Source organism: Siphonobacter sp. BAB-5405 (assembly GCF_002872335.1).
Lineage (GTDB): Bacteria > Bacteroidota > Bacteroidia > Cytophagales > Spirosomataceae > Siphonobacter.
Genome location: NZ_NJAG01000067.1, coordinates 1 through 16,025, shown reverse-complemented (window position 1 = coordinate 16,025; position 16,025 = coordinate 1). Strand labels below are relative to the sequence as shown.

Below are 16,025 nucleotides of genomic sequence, written 5' to 3'. Positions count from 1 at the left end.
TACCGGAAACTGGGCGATTCGCAGACGGGTACAACCGTAGGGAATTAAAATGATTTCCTCCTCGGGTCCGTACTCCAGATTGTACGTTACGCTGTACGGAATGGGTCCGGTCATGTCATTGTACAAGCCCCAGGAAGGAATACGACGGCCTTTGGTCCGAATTCGGATCGGAGCACTTTCGGTAGTCCAGGGGGAGTTCGACACCTTTCCAGTTTTCTCCACGATATATCGCTCGGCTAGTTTGGCGTCCGAACTGACGATGAGACTGTAATTCCAGGGTGTAGTCGGCCGAACTTCTTCGTACGCATCACCGTAGTCAATGGGGTCTTTCGTATTGGTAACTTTTTTTACCTCTTCACCGAGGGGCAGGGCGTACGTCAGCGGGCCTCGTTCGATAGAATGGGAGTTTTCGTACCAACTACTTTGTCTGAGCGGCATGGGGAGTTGTACTTCGACAACATCCCCGGATTTCCAGGTACGATTGATCACTGTCACGGCATTGCCTACTACTTCTTTGTAGGGTTTCCCGTTGATGGTCAGACTGGCTTTCGGACACCATTCGGGGATTCGCAGGTGCAGGGGAAACGTAACACTACGAGCCTCGGTCGTCAGTGTGAAACGAATCGTTTCTTCAAACGGATAGCCCGTTTCTTCCCTGAAGGTCACGGGCACATTTTTTCCAACCACCGTTTTAACTTCGCTCGGAGCATACACTAAAGCCGCCAACCCCTGATCGGATGTTTTGTACCACAGGTTTTGGGTAAACTTGGGCCAGCCCTGGTGCATATTCGACGTACAGCAGGGATAGCCCGTCAGCAAGCCAAAACACACATCCGTACCGCCGTGGTTTACGTCAAAGTTGCGGGTGTGCCGCGTCAACATCACCTGATTGGCCTGCTGGAAGTACTGCCGACTCATAAAATCGTCCGAAATCTGGGTAGGCAAGGCATTAAAGGCAATCTTTTCGAGCTGATCGGCCCAGGCCACCTTCCCCGTAATTTCCAGCATGCTTTCCAGCGAAAACATCATCTCCACGGCCGAACACAGCTCGGAACCCTGCGTCGGGTTATTACCGTGCAACGCTTCATCACCGCCGTACAGGCCATGAGCCATGCCATTGTATTTTCGAATATCCGCCAGTCCGCGATCCACCGCCTGTATATATTCCGCTTTCGGATGGTGCTGATACTGAATCACCGGCGTTTTCAAACCCTGAGCCAGGTTTACGCAGTGAATACTGCCGGGCTGACTCAGCATGTCCGTTTGCAGGAACGCGTTGGTATAGTCAAAGGTTTGTTTGTGAATCAGGTCGCCGAGTTGCAGTAAAAAAGCATCGCCCGTAATTCGGTGCAGCCAGTACACCAGCATCAGATTATCACCGCCCCGGTAACGGGCCCAGAAGGTCCAGTGATCCAGCGGCGTTTTGGGTAATTCCTTGAGTTGGTACTTAAAATAATTGGTCATCAGACGAATCACCCGTTGATCCCCCGTGGCGGAATAATACTGTTTTAAAATCTTCAGCGTGACCATTTTAGGCCACCAATCCCGGCTATTATCCCGTTGCAAGCCAGCTTCCGGCCCGTAATCGTGGGAAGGGCCAAAGTAGCCGTCCGGTTGCTGGCTGTTCAACGCCCATTCAACCCAGGGTTTGGTTTTGGCAATCAGTTCGGCATCGTTTAGCAAGTACGCCAGCGGTAGTAGTCCGTCTACCCAGTACGGTCCCCGCTCCCACTGATCCCCGTCGCCACCCAGCCAGCCATTTCGCGGACCCATTACGGAAGGGTACAGCACATCAAGTTTACCCGTGGCACCTTCTTTCTGGCGTATGAGCCTTTCCCGTAACCAGCCCTCGGGCCGAATCGCTCCCAAGGGCAACTCCTGGTACGGGTTCGGACGAAGCGAGGCAGCCGGTTGGTTCGATTGCCCGCTAGCGAACAAGGTCCATCCACAAAGGATTACAGCAAGCGTTTTTTTCATACGTGAACTTAATTTCAATAGGTTTAGTAAATGCCACAGAAAGATAGGTCCCGATTGCTCTAACCCGAAAGTGCTCGCCCGTTTTTAGTCCTTTTTTACTTACGAAATCCTTTACCAACGCAAAAAGCCCGGATGAACCGGGCCTTTTCCATCACTTACACTCGTCTGCTTTTACTGATACTGATAGCTCACTGTCACGGCGGGCAGCGGATGGGTTGTGCTGAGTTGCTGCGTTTTTTTCAACGGATACCCCTGAGCACCATAGGTATACGCATAGATTTCGACGCTTAACAGCGATTCATCCCGGGCATCCCGAACCGTCACTTTTCCGGGGTTATTCACCTGAGTAGCCGTTACTTCGACAAAGGGATAGGAAACCTGCGGCAGATGGGGATTTTTCTTCGTGTCGTAGTGCTCGTAGTACACATTCTGCCAGGGTGTAAACGTGGGATCATTTACATTTTTTCGGAACGAGAGTACACGTTGCACATTCCGCTGCCCCTCGTATTCGTAGCGGTGCTTAATAAAACTTTGTACGGCTGCCGTTTCGGTATCGTGAATCTGATCGAGTAATTCGACGAGTTGCCCTTCGCCATTGAACAAATAAAAATGCGTAACCACCAGCCGACCTTTGTGATCGTATTCTTCCGTTTTATCGAGTAGCTTGCCTTCGTAAAAAAACGTTACATAAGGCTTTCCATCGTACAAAATCCGGGACAGCCGTTTTTCTGTATCGTAAGTAAAAGTTGTTGTCGAAGCTACCGTCAACGAATCGTTGTACCGCCAGTGTACATTCGATCTTTGCAGTAAGCCCTGGTCGTTATACTGATAACTTTGCTGATTCTGCTCGCCCGACGTGATTTTTACCAACCGATGAGTTTCAGAGCCTACGGGCGGGTCTACCGGGCGGGTCGGCTCTGGTTCGGACTTGGCACAGGCCGTTACTCCTACAATAACACTCAACCAACTAAAGAACAGGTATTTTTTCATGACTTGTATTCGTCAGGACAGGGATTGATACTCTCGCCTGCCGCTCAGTTAAATAACAAAGACCAAACTTTTTTTTCGTCCACCAAACCGGATGGTCTGTCGTTGCCCCGCAATTTCGGTAGTCCAGTCCACGAGCAAACTTCGGGTGCTGGGTTCTCCCGAAAAGTGAAACAAGTTTTGTTCATTATCCGAAAGAAAAATAGTGGTTCCGGAATGGGCCAAGCGTTGAATAATGAAGGATTTGAACTCGGGGCTGCTTACCTCCACGGTTGTTGCCGTCAGGGGTTTCAGCGTAATTTCGATTTCTGCGTACGAGGTGAGCCCCCCCTGGGCTGCCTGTACTGAACCGGGTCCGACAAATGTTCCCTCCAGTACCCGCGTGGGCAGGGTGGGCTGACAGGCCATCATCGTGAGTACCAGCAGGTACCCGAAGAGCATTCGTTTCATGGTTTTTGAGCAGAACGTTTGGCAGCGGTACACCCGGAGCAGACTTGGCTCAGGTACGCTAAAACGGACGTACGGGATTACATCGGCTGGTACTCCCGGCGGCATCGAAAGCCCGTACGACTCGTCTTATTCATCATTGTTTTCATGGAAATAAAAAGAAGGTTGAACGTACGCTACACTTTCTCATCGGGATTCTCTGAAAATGCCCTACCCCTAAAAAGTATACGCTAAATCCGTTACTCTTTGACCAGATAAAATTCGCCGCTAAAGGATACACTTTCCGTCGAGCAATCCTCCGTATCCGGCACCAGCAGATTTCCCGTAAAGGTGCCTTTGGCCAGTTTGCCCGCTTCGAAGGCTTCGACTACTACTTTCCCCTGCGTCGAATAATACCCAGACGTGGTGGGACAAATTAAAGCTTTGTAATTGGTATAGGAACCCTTCGACTGCTGGTATTCAACCATGCTGATGTTGTGGTAATTATTCACGTCCTGCCGGTACGGAAAGGTTCCGGTTTCCCGGGCAAACACACCAATTGACAGGTAGTCACCGTGGTTACGTCCGGCCGTCATTGACCACCCTTCAATGGTGCCGGTACCCCCGCCTCCCATCAGGGACATCGTCACGTCCTTATAGGTCTTCGTGTGACCGTTAAAATTTACTTTGATGTAACTCTTTCCATGCGTCGAACCGGAGTCATCCGGCGATATGCCCGAATTTTTCTGGCAGGAAAAGGACAGTAATGTCAACAAAAAGGTAATCAGATTCATGCGTTTCATGGCTAAACAAGGGGATAATAACGGTTGATGGGTACGATAAAATTGACACGGGCGAATTCCGAAACGTATAGACGGTGTGTTCGAATTGCTAAATACCGGGGATGAACGCACCGAAAAACCGGTTGAACTGGTGCTTTCTTTTCCTGGTTTAAACCGCTCCAGACCCCGTCCCTACTCCAATTGGACCTTGCAAAATTGGTGGAAAAACGGACCGCCGTCAATCGCATGAAAATGTGAAATACCAAAATAGATCTCTTTGAAGTAGCTGACTACCACCGACTTCTACGGGTTTTCGACGCCTGACACAAGGCTTACTGTCTCTCATTCGGTCTGGATTGCGAGTACGGTCCGGGTTTGCTCCGATGCCCTAGCCCGCCCCCAATACGATTCACATGTTTATGCGATCCGGCAAATTTGTCTTTGGCTGGATTTCGGTCAATCTTTGTCCCTACACGTTTTCACTCTCATGCGAAAAAGGCTGGAGCTTCTGCTTTTCTTTTTCTGGATTATTTCCGGTTTCCGCGTGCTGGCTCAAACCAGCCCGATTGCTTTTACCCGCTTTACGACGCAACACGGCTTATCGAGCAATGTCATCACCTCCTTGGCCAAAGATCGGCGGGGCTTTTTATGGATTGGTACCATCAATGGCCTCAATCGATTCGATGGCCTGACTTTTAAAGTTTTCAAAAGTACTGGAGCGGCCTCTGGCTTGCCCAGTAATTACGTTAACCTAAATGGCTTAACGACCGATTCGCAGGGCTATCTCTGGATTTCGACAACCCGGGGGTTACTTCGATTTGATCCCTGGAGCGAAACGGGCGTACGCATCCCCCTCCCCCAAAACCAGGATCAGCAGGGCGATAATGATTTTACATCCCCCGTTTTTTTGATCGGGAAGGCTGGGGATGGTTCACGACCTACGATAAACTATACCGCATTCATCCGCGTACGCTGGAAAAAAAAGCATTCGATCTGCCCTTCGCTATTCCGAGTTACTATCCCGAACCTTTTCTGGATTCAAAGGGCCGTCTGTGGTTGAGCCTGTTTCGGGTACTGTACCGGTTTGATCGGGCCAAAGGGCAGTTTCAGTACGTGCAGGGGCACGACCCGTTTCATCCGAATGAGGTACCGTTCCATTCCCAGCGAATGCTGGAAACGCAATCAGGAGACCTTTACACGTTTTCGCACCCACTGTCCTTCCGACTGGGCCTTTGTCGCTATGATGCAGTCCAACAACGATTCATTCTGCATCCTACACCAGCCGTGAACGTATCGACCATGACCGAGGAATTCGAAAAAAACGGCTCCTCTATCCTTTGGCTGGGAAGTTTCGACCGGATTTTCAGTTATCAGCCCAGGACGCAGGAGCTAACCCCGTTCAAGAATGTTCCCGAAGACCCGGCCAGTTACCCCGGCGGTCGAACCAATATTTTCCTGAAAGATACGGCTACCCATATTATCTGGCTGGGAACAACTCAGGGCCTGGCGGCCAAAGATCCCAACGCCCAGAAATTATACCGACGAATCATTGAAAGTCGGGACGATAGTCGCTTGCCCATGATCCAGACCGTCCGGCAGGATATTGTTCAGGATGATATTTATTGGGCCCTCACCCAGCAATCCGGTCTGATTCGCTGGGATCGTCGGCAGAATACGCTGGAAAGGCTCACCGCCCCTCAGCCTACGGTTGGAGCGTATAGCTTCATCCAGGACCGTTCGGGTAAGCTCTGGGTAGGTCCAAGGATGGGGTGAGCACCTACGAGCCCCGTAGCCAACAGTGGGAAACGATTAAAATAACCCCGTTCCAGGGTTCTAATTATCCCAAGGTCAACACCCACATGCCCGTATTGTGTCAGGACGCCAGCGGAAAAATCTGGATTGGCTCGCTGATTAATGGCTTGTTCTGGTACGATCCGGCCAGCCATCAACTGAAACGTTGGCCCCATCCCTTGAACGGCCAGCCTAACTTTACGATTAACCGTATTCAGGAAGATGCTCAACGACGACTTTGGCTACTAACGAATCGGGGTATTCTGCGGCTGGATGCGGAACGAAAAAATTTCGAATGGCTCACCTTTCGGGGACTGCCGTCGGGTATTTCGCCCACGGATGAATTACACAGTACCTTTTATCTGGATCGAAACGGAAACTGGTGGCACTCGGGCATTGGTTTTCTGATCAAGGCCGATTACGACGGTAAAGTCCTGCAAACGTACACCTTGAAAAACGGACTTACGTCCGACCATATTTTTGGTATTTGTGAAGACCAGCGGGGCCATCTGTGGCTGCATACGGACGAACGCCTGCACGAACTTGACCCGACTAAAAAACCCGGACAGGCGGGCTTGTTTCAGTATTACAGTCAATCGAGTGACGGCTTAATGGGCAGTGATGGCATTTTGTCCGGCAATTTGTTTGATCCCATTACCCGCAATCGCTCGGGTGAACTGTTCATCAGTGCTTCCGAAGGATTCAATTATTTCAAACCCGGAGATCTGCGAAAAAATACGCTGATTCCGCCCGTATGGCTTACGGAAATTCGAATCAACAATCAGGTTCAGCCGCTAGACACCTCCCAGCAGATTACGCTCCATCCCGGCGACAATACGCTGACGGTTTCCTTCACCGCTTTGAATTTCAGTCAGTCCCGAAAAAATCAGTACGCGTATCGGTTACTGGGCTTTGATAAGGACTGGGTAGTCACGTCGGCCCGAACCGCTACGTATACCAATCTGGCCCCCGGCGATTACGAACTCTGGGTGCGGGCGTCTAATAACGATGGCGTCTGGAACAAACGGGGCACCCGCCTGCGGATTCACGTCATTCCGGCGTATTACCAGACCTTTTGGTTTAAGGCCCTGATTGGCTTGCTCGTCCTCGGCCTTTTGTACGGCATTTATCGCTACCGAATGGCCCAGCAACAGCATCTCGCTCTCATTCGCGACCGCATTGCCACGGATTTACACGATGATATTGGTTCAACGCTGAGTAGCATTCGCATTTTCAGTGAAGTGGTACAGGGGCAAATTGCCGACGTTCGGCCCGACTCCGTTCCCCTGCTCAAACGCATCAGCGATAACGCCAGTACGCTGGCCGAATCCATGCAGGACATTATCTGGACCATCAAATCCAATCAGGATGGACTCGACGACCTGGTGAGCCGGATGCGGGAGTTTGCCCTTCGCCTGACCGAAGCCCGGGGAATCGTCCTCAATATGACCGTCGGTGAACCCTTTCCCATCCTTCGGCTCAGCGTCGAACAACGTCGCAATCTGTATTTGATTTTCAAGGAAAGTATTAACAATGCCGTCAAGTACTCCGCCTGTAGCCGCATCGACGTGCGGTTGAGCGTGGAGGGCCGCGTATTACACCTTCAGATTCAGGACAATGGGGTCGGGTTTGATCGGGACCGTACCCGCTCTGGCAATGGGCTGCCCAACCTGCACGCCCGGGCCCGCGACATTCGGGGTACGATTGTGCTGCGTACCGCACCGGGTCAGGGCACTTCGATCACGTTAACCGCAACGATACGTTGAGATCATATGAGCGAAATTGGAATTGTTTATTACGAAGATAACCGCGAACTCCGCGAAGGTTTATCCTTTTTGATCCAGGCTACGCCGGGCTTACAACTGCTGGGGGCTTTCGCCAACTGCCACAGCCTTACCCCGGAAATTCAAAGCCTGCAACCCCAGGTGATACTCATGGACATTGACCTGCCGGGTCTGAGTGGCATCGATGCGTACCGCTGGTGAAAGCTGTTTCCCCGCAAAGTCAGGTGTTGATGTTGACGGTTTTTGACGATGAGGACAAAATTTTTCGGGCGATTCGCAATGGAGCCAGCGGCTACCTGCTCAAACATACCTCGCCTTCGGAGCTGATTGCGGCCATTTTTGATTTGCACCGGGGCGGATCACCCATGACGGCCAGCGTGGCCCGCAAAGTGCTGGTCCACTTCCAGCAACCGCAGAGTACTCCTTCGGAAGGAACGCTGCTATCGCCCCGCGAACTCGACATCATCAAAGGCTTAGTGGCCGGATACAGCTACAAGCTGCTCGCCGATCACCTGCACATCAGCATTGATACCGTTCGCTCGCATATTCGTAGTATTTACGACAAACTTCAGGTGAACTCCAAGACAGAAGCGGTACTTAAAGCCATGCGGGAAGGACTCGTATAGGGGCTGTACCAGCTTGTATATGGGCATGGGCTACCTCAAAAAGAGGCACATACGGAACGCAACAAGGCGTATCTGTCAATCACTGAACACTATATACTGAATGGATTGTACTACGTATACTGGGTGGAACGGTTGTTTTCATAAGCTTTGACGTATAACCAATTTCACGTTAAACTTTTAACTTTCTACCAGTATGGCAAATGAATTCAATCCCGAACACAAAGAAGGGAAAGTAGCTACCGCTATCGAAGAACAAACGGCAAAATTGCCCTCTGACGTATTTTTGTGGGCTGCCCTGGCGTCTATGGGCGTTTCAGCAACGCTTAAAATCCTGGGTGAGCGTAACACAGCATTATTCGTAGGCCAATGGGCCGCACCATTCCTTCTCCTGGGAATTTACAATAAACTGGTGAAACTGGAAGGTCACGATTAATTCCTTCCTGGTGAACCACAAAAGCCGTTTTTAGCCATGCTAAGAACGGCTTTTCATTTTTTATTTAGGTAAATACAGAGTCTTGTACCTCGCACCCGATAGGCCCCAACCGTAACTGTCGCCAGCGAATAGGCTCGATGCAGTTCCTGGTCCGTGCTAAAAAAAATGATTCTCATTTCAGAAAATTATCACAGGCAGGAAACTACCGTTTCTCATTGCCGATCTACGATTCTTTTCCGTAGTTGCCGCCATGCACTAACGAATCAGATTACCTGGCTCTACGGTATGGCTTCCTCCATCATTCAGGCTCCCATGCTGGGCGTAACAACGCTGGCGATGGTAGCAGGCGTTTCGAATGCGGGCGGACTGGGTTCACTTCCGGTAGGAGGCTATCGGCTGAACTAACGCAAACCCTGATCCGGCAAACGAAGGCTCTGACGAAGTGGCTATTATCAAACGATTGGTGGCAGAATCGGAAGCCGTACCAGCTTTACCCTTTTAATGTGCCTCGTTCGTCAATAAGAATAGCACAGCCAGTAAGATTAGCTGTACGACATTAACCATCAACAAAATCCGAATGAAGGGAATGTGTTCGGCATTCGTGTAGTAATACAAACCAATGGTTACCAGAAAACATGCAAAAACGGTTACCAGGGCCATGGTACTGGGTTTATCCTGGGAAGTAAAGGCATTAATCGACCGTACAAACAGCAAGTGATTGCACGAGAATAAAGCTAAACAGACTGATGACCGAACCTAACTGATGTAAGAAATTCATACTGACTTACGAGCTACTTGAAACGAAGCGTACTGGTTTATAAGTCCCAAAGTACCTCAATTGATTCCCTTCGGCTCCTTTTCTTTTAAAAGAACGCCGGTCAGTTGCAGCCGAAATGCCTCCTGCAATAGGTATAAAAGCTTATCTACGGCCAGTTCAATGGATAGGCCTTGGGGACGGATGTTTGAAATACAATTTCTTCGTTCATCCGTTAGGCCAGGCTCAGGGTCGAAGGTCAGATAGAGTCCCATGCTATTGAAGGAACTTAAGCCGGGTCGTTCGCCAATGAGTACGACCACCAGCCTAGCCCGTAGCAATGATCCAATTTCATCCCCAATCGCTACCCGCCCCTGTTCGACCAGACATAGCGGGGCCAGTGAATAACCCCGTTCCTCTGCTTTCGTCCAGAAACGATCCAGAAAAGGCTCCGCATTTTCCATAATAGCCGTTGCCGAAAGGCCATCCGCGATGACTACAGCTACATCGACCGGATTTGTATGCAGGCCTTCCAGCAACTGTACCGAATCTTCGTGCAGCTTACGACCCAGATCGGGCCGTTGCAGATACTGGTCCCGGTTGAGAGCCTGCGTTTTCAGGGTGTACACGGGCATCCCGTACTTCTGCCAGCGAGTCGCCAAAGCCTGCGTATCGAGGCTGGAGTATACGGCATCTTTGGCATGAGCATGAGCCAGTTTAAACGCCAGCGACTCCCGCAGGGGAATGGAAACACCGGTTTTGCCCAGGGCAATGCGAGCGTCCGTAAACGTTTTCAGCGATTCCCACTCGTCGGGAGGTATGGGGTATTTTTGAATTTCATTCATTGACTAAAAGGTTTAGTGTATATCGTAACAGTTCTGTTCTGCTCTCGCTGATATGACTGCTATTTGAAGCCATAAGAATTACTCCATACCGAAACTTGTTCATAATCAATAACCAGTAATATAAAATCAGTATCTCGCCCTACTGAGGCGGCTGTTTTTCTAGTCCCTATCGCGAACACCGCTCTTTTCATCCTGCTCAAGGCTACCGCGTTGCGGATGAAGCCGCCATGGAATGGAAGGCGGCTTTTCGCGATAGGACGGGGGCTGGTTTTATGCTATCCACTATACGAACTCGCCAATAACTCACATCCATCAACTATTACTGGAAGATGAAAACCTCTCCCGCCCCTGAGCCATTCCATGGGGGCCACCATGGAATGGCAACGGAACGACCTACGACAGCCGCAATAAGGTGGCCTAAAGCGGGCCGGTCGCCGCCATGGGATGGCCCCCATGGAATGGTCAGGTGTAGAGAGGTCCAGCCTGGAAGGCTCAGGGGCTACCGCACAGCCGTGCTTAAAGGAACAAACGCAGTCTAGGTGAATAACGAGGTCTCTATACTCTGAAACATAAGATACACTTACTCTCTTCAAGATGACTTCATCAACAGCTCATACATCCGTTCAGAAATTCCTTTTTTCAGCTGTCCTGTATCCAGAATTCCCTGCCGCAGCAACCACGCTTCGAATTCGGGAGCGGGCCGGAGTCCCAGCGTCCGGCGGAGGTACAGGGCATCGTGAAAGGACGTAGACTGGTAATTCAGCATAATATCATCGGCACCGGGCACCCCCATGATGAAATTCACGCCCGCCACACCGAGCAGCGTCAACAGCGTATCCATATCATCCTGATCCGCCTGAGCGTGGTTGGTGTAGCAGATGTCCATGCCCATGGGTAAACCCAGCAGTTTCCCGCAAAAATGGTCTTCGAGTCCGGCTCGTATAATCTGTTTTCCGTCGAAGAGGTACTCCGGACCGATGAATCCGACCACGGAATTTACCATAAAAGGTTTAAAATGACGGGCCACTGCATAGGCACGGGCTTCGCAGGTTTGCTGATCCACGCCGTGGTGACTTTGGGAAGACAATGCACTCCCCTGACCCGTCTCGAAATACATGACATTCGTACCGACCGTACCCCGATTCAGCGACAGTCCCGCCTCGTAAGCTTCCTGCAAAAGACCCAGCGAAATTCCAAAACTGGCATTCGCCTGCTCGGTACCGGCGATGGATTGAAAAATCAAATCTACCGGAACGCCCTGCTGGATGAGTTCCAGCGTCATTGTCACGTGACTCAGTACGCAGCTTTGGGCGGGCATTTCGAACCGCTCGCGTAGGCCATCGAGCATGTACAGCAAGCGGGAAACTGTAGTCGGACTATCCGTAGCCGGATTAATCCCGATGACCGCATCGCCACTGCCGTAGAGTAATCCATCGATGATGCTGGCGGCAATGCCTTTGGCGTCGTCGGTGGGGTGATTGGGCTGTAAGCGTACGGATAAATGGCCTTTTAAACCTAGCGTATTCCGAAATCGCGTAATGACTTCACACTTCTGAGCCACCAGAATCAAATCCTGATTTCGCATGAGTTTGGATACCGCCGCCACCATTTCGGGCGTCAGGGCTGGTGCAATCTCCTGGAGTTGTAGCGTGTCAGCATCATCGCTTAGTAGCCAGTCGCGTAAATCACCCACGGTAAAATGATGAATACGACCAAAAACCTCCGCCGGATGCGTATCCACAATCAGCCGCGTCACTTCATCCCGTTCATACGGAACTACCGCTTCGTTCAGAAAAGTCGGTAAGGGTACCTCGGCCAGGGCCATCTGAGCGGCAATGCGTTCTTCATAGCTTTCAGCCGCCAGTCCCGCCAGCTGGTCACCCGACCGGAGCGGACTTGCCTTGGCCAGCAGCTCCCGCAGGGAAGGGAACCGGTACGTAAATCCCCGGATGGTACAATGGTAGCTCATAGGAAAATCGTGGTTTCATTCAGTTAAAGGACTTTCGTCCGGCTTCGACGCAGACGGAAGCCGTAGCCCAGTAATAAAACCAGCAGTCCGCCAAAAAACAGCAGGGCCAGTGGCCAGTAAAAATACGCCATCGCGATCAAAGCCAGGGTAGCCAGACCCAGGGCAATTGCCGGGAAATACGGATACAAGGGAGCCCGAAACGGACGGTTCAGGCCGGGTTCGGTACGGCGAAGCTGAAACAGAGCCAGCATACTGATGATATAGACCACCACGGCTCCAATAGTCGAAAGAATGACAAGCTTACTGGTATCCAGCACCAGTAGAGCAGTCATCCCTAAGGCAGCCCCCACGAGCAACGCGACGTACGGTACCCGCCGCCGGGAACTGACCAGTGCCAGAGAAGCGGGCAGGTATTCCTGACGGGCCAGGGCGAAGAGTTGTCGCGAATAACTAATGATGATGCCGTGAAAGGAAGCAATCAGCCCAAACAGGCCGACGCTGGCAAAAAGCTTCGTCAGGGGATTTTCCCGTCCCAGAATCAAGGCAATGGACTCGGGTAGTGGATAATCGATGGTACTCAGGTTTTCCCACTGCGTCACGCCGCCAATACTGATCATAACACCCAAGGCCAGCAGAGCCAGCGTTAGTAAGGCTGAAATATACCCTCGGGCTAAGGCCCGATTGGTGTCTTTCACTTCTTCGGCTACCATGGCAATGCCTTCCAGACAAACAAACAGCCAGATCGCGAAGGGTAAAGCCGCAAATACGCCCGCCCAGCCATACGGAAACGGACGATGCAGGAACGTTTGCAGATCGAAATGCGGCAGTACGACCCCCAGAAACACCAATAGTTCGGCAATGGCGAGGAGCGTCATAATCAGCGAAAACCAGGCCGCTTCCTCAACCCCCAGCAAATTGATCCCCGTGAACAAAGCGTACGAAACCAGCGAGGCCGGAATGACGGCAATGCCGGGGTACAGAAAATGGACGTAACTACCCAAAGCCAGAGCAATGGCGGGCGTCGCGAACAGAAATTCAATCAGGGTAGCGTATCCGGCAATGATGGCTCCCCAGGGGCCAAAGGCTTTGAGAGCGTAGGCGAAAGGCCCACCGGCCTGCGGAATGGCCGTGGTGAGTTCGGTAAAGCTAAAAATGAATGTGACGTATAGTAACGTGATGAGAAGGGTAGCCAGCAGCAGGCCCAGCGTTCCGGCCACGCCCCATCCGTAATTCCAGCCAAAGTATTCGCCCGAGATGACCAGTCCCACGCCAATAGCCCAGACGTGTACAGCCGTCAGAGCTTTCTTTAATTCTGCCATGTTCAATAGGATTAAGGGAAGAAGAGGGAAGATAGGTTTTTCTGGACAAAAGCGGAAGGGATTGGGCAAGGAATCCCTGAGTCGTTGCTCGATACGTAACCATTCAAAGGATTGTCGACACGTACGCAGGGCATCAGGGGCGGAAGTACAAAGCTGAATCCATAATCAGACGGGTACGAAAACCAATCTTAATGATTCGGTAACAATTCCTTTGTTTACAAATAATAAACACTGTTTACTATTGTATTCGTAACCGAATCACTCTGAACATGGCAATCAAGTTAGTAGTATTTGATATGGCGGGTACGACCGTCTACGATGAAAACCACGTAAGTCAGGCCTTGCAACAGGCCTTGCAGAAACACGGCTTTTCGTTTTCGCTGGAAAGCATTAATCCCCTGATGGGCTATAAAAAGCCCCTGGCGATCCGGATGCTGCTGACCGAAGCCGGAGCCGAGGTTACGGATACGCTGATCGATCAGATTCACGAAGATTTTGTGCGGGACATGCTAACCTTTTACCAGACGTCGACCGACCTGCGAGCCCTGCCCGACGTCGAAGAAACCTTCATCCGACTTCGGCAGGCCGGGATCAAAGTGGGTTTGGATACGGGTTTCTCCCGGGATATTGCCGAAGTGATTGTGCAGCGTCTCGACTGGCAGGATGCCATTGATCACCTCGTAGCTAGCGACGATGTTGCCAATGGCCGTCCGTACCCGGACATGATTTACCAGACCATGCAAACCCTGGGCATCACGCAAACCGAAGAAGTAGCCAAAGTCGGCGATACGGAAGTCGACATGAACGAGGGCCGAAATGCGGGTTGCCGGTACGTCATTGGCGTGACGACGGGGACGTTTACGCGGGAGGAACTTCTCCAGTACGAGCCCACGCATACGGTTGATTCGGTGGCTGAGGTGGTAGACATTGTTCTGGCCTGATACTCCTGGTATGACTGCCCTATCGCGTAAGCGGGTAACCCCTTCCTGGCTGGTTTCACTGGTGGCCGGACTAGCCGCCTTTGGGACGTACAGCTGCATGTACGCTTTCCGGAAAGCTTTCACGGCGGGTACTTACAGCACGTTACAACTGGGTCCGCTGGATTATAAAGTCTGGTTGATTCTGGCTCAGATGCTGGGGTACACGTTGAGTAAATTTTACGGAATCCGGTTTCTGGCCCAGCGTCGGCCGCAACAACGCATCCCTACCCTGATTGCGTTGCTGAGTATGGCCGGGCTGGCGTTGCTGGGTTTTGCCCTGTGTCCCGTGCCGTACAACATCGTATTTCTGTTTTTGAACGGACTGCCCCTGGGCATGATCTGGGGTCTGGTTTTTTCTTTTCTGGAAGGCCGACGGCATACGGAACTGATGGGGGCCGTCATGGCGATCAGTTTGATTTTTGCTTCGGGACTGGTGAAAACGGTGGGACTGCTACTCATTCGCTGGGGAGGCATATCCGAATTCTGGATGCCCTTTCTGACTGGACTGGTCTTCAGTGTACCGCTGGCGGGATGTCTTTACGTATTGTCGCAGATTCCGGCCCCAAGTGCCGAAGACAAACGTCTGCGGACCGAGCGGCGACCCATGAACCGGGCTCAACGCCGTTTGTTCATCCGGCAATTCCTACCCGGTATTGTTCTGACGGTTCTGGTGTATACGCTGCTTACGGTGGCTCGGGACATCCGCGACAATTTTGAAGTAGAAATCTGGCAACGATTAGGTTATGGCAATCAGCCCGGCATTTACACCCAGGTAGACGGCCCCGTGGCCTTGAGCGTACTGCTGTTACTGAGCTTGCTGATTCTGGTTCGGAATAACCTGAAAGCCTTTTCCCTGATCCATCTGCTGATCATCGGGGCTTGTCTCTTGATGGGTTTTGCTACCCTGGCCTACAACGCCGGACAGCTCAGCGGACTCCACTGGATGGCCCTGAGCGGGCTGGGTCTGTACCTGGCGTATGTGCCCTACAACGCTATTTTCTTCGAACGCATGCTAGCCACTTTTCGGGAAAAGGGCAATGTCGCCTTCGTGATGTCCCTGGCTGATTCGTTTGGGTATCTGGGCAGCGTGGGCGTGCTTTGCCTGAAAGAATTCAGCCAGGAGGGCCTGTCCTGGGGCCAGTTTTACAACCAGATTTTACTTTTTGTGGCCTTGAGCGGAGCCGTACTGGCTCTGGCTTCGCTCTACTATTTCCGTAAAAAACATTCGATACCTTCCGTTTCTTATCCACCACTGATTCATGACTAAATCCGCAATTGTAATTGGAGCCGGCATCGTTGGTCTGGCGACCGCCCGGGCTCTGGCTCTACGGGGTTATCAGGTAAGCGTTTTT

General features: G+C 51.6%; 18 protein-coding genes. 10 read left to right on the top strand and 8 right to left on the bottom strand.

The window, feature by feature from the left end; genetic code table 11:
• The 4 genes from BWI97_RS25295 to BWI97_RS25280 form a co-directional block, all read right to left on the bottom strand.
• Positions 1 to 1,977: beta-L-arabinofuranosidase domain-containing protein (locus tag BWI97_RS25295; RefSeq protein WP_102203299.1), on the bottom strand; the 1,977-nt coding region annotated here is incomplete at its 3' end.
• Positions 1,978 to 2,148: 171 nt separating this feature from the next.
• Positions 2,149 to 2,967, bottom strand: coding sequence for a hypothetical protein (locus BWI97_RS25290; RefSeq protein WP_102203298.1), 819 nt, complete (start codon positions 2,965 to 2,967; stop codon positions 2,149 to 2,151).
• A 48-nt stretch (positions 2,968 to 3,015) separates the two neighbouring features.
• Positions 3,016 to 3,414: a hypothetical protein gene (locus tag BWI97_RS25285; RefSeq protein WP_146011032.1), complete on the bottom strand. Its 399-nt coding sequence runs from the start codon at positions 3,412 to 3,414 to the stop codon at positions 3,016 to 3,018.
• 236 nt (positions 3,415 to 3,650) lie between these two features.
• Positions 3,651 to 4,193 carry a hypothetical protein gene (locus tag BWI97_RS25280; RefSeq protein ID WP_094812601.1) on the bottom strand — a complete coding sequence of 181 codons (543 nt, stop codon included), beginning with the start codon at positions 4,191 to 4,193 and terminating at the stop codon, positions 3,651 to 3,653.
• 466 nt (positions 4,194 to 4,659) lie between these two features.
• On the opposite strand from BWI97_RS25280, the gene BWI97_RS25275 reads away from it, so the two are divergent.
• The 7 genes from BWI97_RS25275 (at position 4,660) to BWI97_RS25245 (ending at position 9,211) form a co-directional block, all read left to right on the top strand.
• Entirely contained in the window at positions 4,660 to 5,232 is a 573-nt protein-coding gene (locus BWI97_RS25275) for a two-component regulator propeller domain-containing protein (protein ID WP_102203296.1), read from the top strand.
• Positions 5,229 to 5,945 (top strand): hypothetical protein, encoded by a 717-nt coding sequence (locus tag BWI97_RS25270; protein WP_102203295.1) that lies wholly within the window; start codon positions 5,229 to 5,231, stop codon positions 5,943 to 5,945. Before BWI97_RS25275 ends, BWI97_RS25270 begins: the two co-directional genes overlap by 4 nt.
• Before the next feature lie 86 nt (positions 5,946 to 6,031).
• A complete protein-coding gene (locus BWI97_RS25265) occupies positions 6,032 to 7,729 on the top strand; it encodes a triple tyrosine motif-containing protein (RefSeq protein ID WP_102203294.1) in 1,698 nt (565 codons plus the stop codon).
• 6 nt (positions 7,730 to 7,735) lie between these two features.
• Positions 7,736 to 7,948: a response regulator gene (locus BWI97_RS25260; RefSeq protein WP_102203293.1), complete on the top strand. Its 213-nt coding sequence runs from the start codon at positions 7,736 to 7,738 to the stop codon at positions 7,946 to 7,948.
• Complete coding sequence (locus BWI97_RS25255; RefSeq protein WP_146011031.1) at positions 7,945 to 8,373, top strand: DNA-binding response regulator; 429 nt, start codon at positions 7,945 to 7,947, stop codon at positions 8,371 to 8,373. The genes BWI97_RS25260 and BWI97_RS25255 overlap by 4 nt, the downstream gene beginning before the upstream one ends.
• Positions 8,374 to 8,566: 193 nt before the next feature.
• Positions 8,567 to 8,806 (top strand): hypothetical protein, encoded by a 240-nt coding sequence (locus tag BWI97_RS25250; protein WP_094812595.1) that lies wholly within the window; start codon positions 8,567 to 8,569, stop codon positions 8,804 to 8,806.
• Positions 8,807 to 8,971: 165 nt separating this feature from the next.
• On the top strand, positions 8,972 to 9,211 hold the full coding sequence (locus BWI97_RS25245; protein ID WP_102203291.1) for a hypothetical protein: 240 nt from the start codon (positions 8,972 to 8,974) through the stop codon (positions 9,209 to 9,211).
• Positions 9,212 to 9,304: 93 nt separating this feature from the next.
• On the opposite strand, the gene BWI97_RS25240 is transcribed toward BWI97_RS25245, so the two are convergent.
• From BWI97_RS25240 to eat, 4 genes are all read right to left on the bottom strand, one after another.
• Complete coding sequence (locus tag BWI97_RS25240; RefSeq protein ID WP_102203290.1) at positions 9,305 to 9,520, bottom strand: hypothetical protein; 216 nt, start codon at positions 9,518 to 9,520, stop codon at positions 9,305 to 9,307.
• Between the two features lie 120 nt (positions 9,521 to 9,640).
• Positions 9,641 to 10,405, bottom strand: coding sequence for an ethanolamine ammonia-lyase subunit EutC (gene eutC, locus BWI97_RS25235; protein ID WP_102203289.1), 765 nt, complete (start codon positions 10,403 to 10,405; stop codon positions 9,641 to 9,643).
• Between the two features lie 589 nt (positions 10,406 to 10,994).
• A complete protein-coding gene (locus BWI97_RS25230; protein WP_102203288.1) occupies positions 10,995 to 12,374 on the bottom strand; it encodes an ethanolamine ammonia-lyase subunit EutB in 1,380 nt (459 codons plus the stop codon).
• Between the two features lie 23 nt (positions 12,375 to 12,397).
• A complete protein-coding gene (eat, locus tag BWI97_RS25225) occupies positions 12,398 to 13,693 on the bottom strand; it encodes an ethanolamine permease (protein WP_102203287.1) in 1,296 nt (431 codons plus the stop codon).
• A 269-nt stretch (positions 13,694 to 13,962) separates the two neighbouring features.
• Here eat and BWI97_RS25220 point away from each other — a divergent pair, with 269 nt between their 5' ends.
• The 3 genes from BWI97_RS25220 to BWI97_RS25210 form a co-directional block, all read left to right on the top strand.
• Entirely contained in the window at positions 13,963 to 14,634 is a 672-nt protein-coding gene (locus tag BWI97_RS25220) for a phosphonatase-like hydrolase (protein WP_102203286.1), read from the top strand.
• Between the two features lie 10 nt (positions 14,635 to 14,644).
• Entirely contained in the window at positions 14,645 to 15,940 is a 1,296-nt protein-coding gene (locus tag BWI97_RS25215; protein WP_102203285.1) for a DUF5690 family protein, read from the top strand.
• Positions 15,933 to 16,025: FAD-dependent oxidoreductase (locus BWI97_RS25210; RefSeq protein ID WP_146011030.1), on the top strand; the 93-nt coding region annotated here is incomplete at its 3' end. The genes BWI97_RS25215 and BWI97_RS25210, both read left to right, overlap by 8 nt.